Raw genomic sequence first — 875 nt, forward strand, 5'->3', positions numbered from 1 at the left:
TGCGCGGTGATCGCCCAGCCGAAGGTCGCCTCGGTCAGCAGGCGCTTCTCCTTGTAGTCGCGGTCATGGCGCTTGTCGTCGTAGGCGACATGGTCCTCGAAATGCCCCTTGTAGATGCGCAGCCGGCCGGGACGCCCGTCCTCATAGGGCTCACCGATGTGGCGCCCGTCCTCGTCATGGACAACGGCGGAGAAGTAGAGGCTGCCCTCGTCGACGATGTCTTCGAGCGTCACGAACATCCCGTTGATCAGCCCCAGATCGTTCTGGTTCTTCAGGCAGATGATCTTCTCGGCCGGCCCCGTGGGCAGCCAGGTACCCCCGAGGCCGGCCGCCGCGCGCATGGCGTTGTTGATCTGCAGCCGCGTCGCGTTCAGCCCGCAGATCAGCTGGCCGCCGCGCAGCGCCTGTTCCGGCGTGATGTCGCCCTTGCGGAGCTTGGCGACATGATCGTCATAGACGCCGAAGCCGATAGGCCGGCCCTCGCGCGCCATGGTGGCGAGACGGATGATCGCGCTCTCGGCCGCCTGGCGGTGGATCTCGGTCAGCATCACGTCCGGCTTGTCGCGGGTGAAGGCGCCTTCACCCCGGATGGGCGGCAGCTGGCCGGGATCGCCGAGCACGAGGATCGGCTTGCCGAAGCTCATCAGGTCGCGCGCCATCTCCTCGCCGACCATCGAAACTTCGTCGAGCACGATGAGCTGGGCGTCCGCGGCGTCGCTCTGCGGGTTCAGCGCGAAGCGCGGGTGCTTCATCGCTGAGAACCCCTGGCGCATCGCCTCTATCGCGGCTTCGGCGGTGGTGCGCGCGAACCCGGTGAGGCGAAGCGCGTCGCGTTCGGCCACCGCGATCTTTCGGGCGGCTTCCTCGATCTCCTC

At 67.4% G+C, this 875-nt stretch carries 1 protein-coding gene; it reads right to left on the bottom strand.

Annotation, left to right across the window (positions count from 1 at the left end; genetic code table 11):
- On the bottom strand, positions 1 to 875 hold an 875-nt coding region (locus OCGS_RS09255; protein WP_052026164.1), incomplete at both ends, for an AAA family ATPase.

The sequence above is a fragment of the Oceaniovalibus guishaninsula JLT2003 genome (genome assembly GCF_000299575.1).
Taxonomy (GTDB): domain Bacteria; phylum Pseudomonadota; class Alphaproteobacteria; order Rhodobacterales; family Rhodobacteraceae; genus Palleronia; species Palleronia guishaninsula.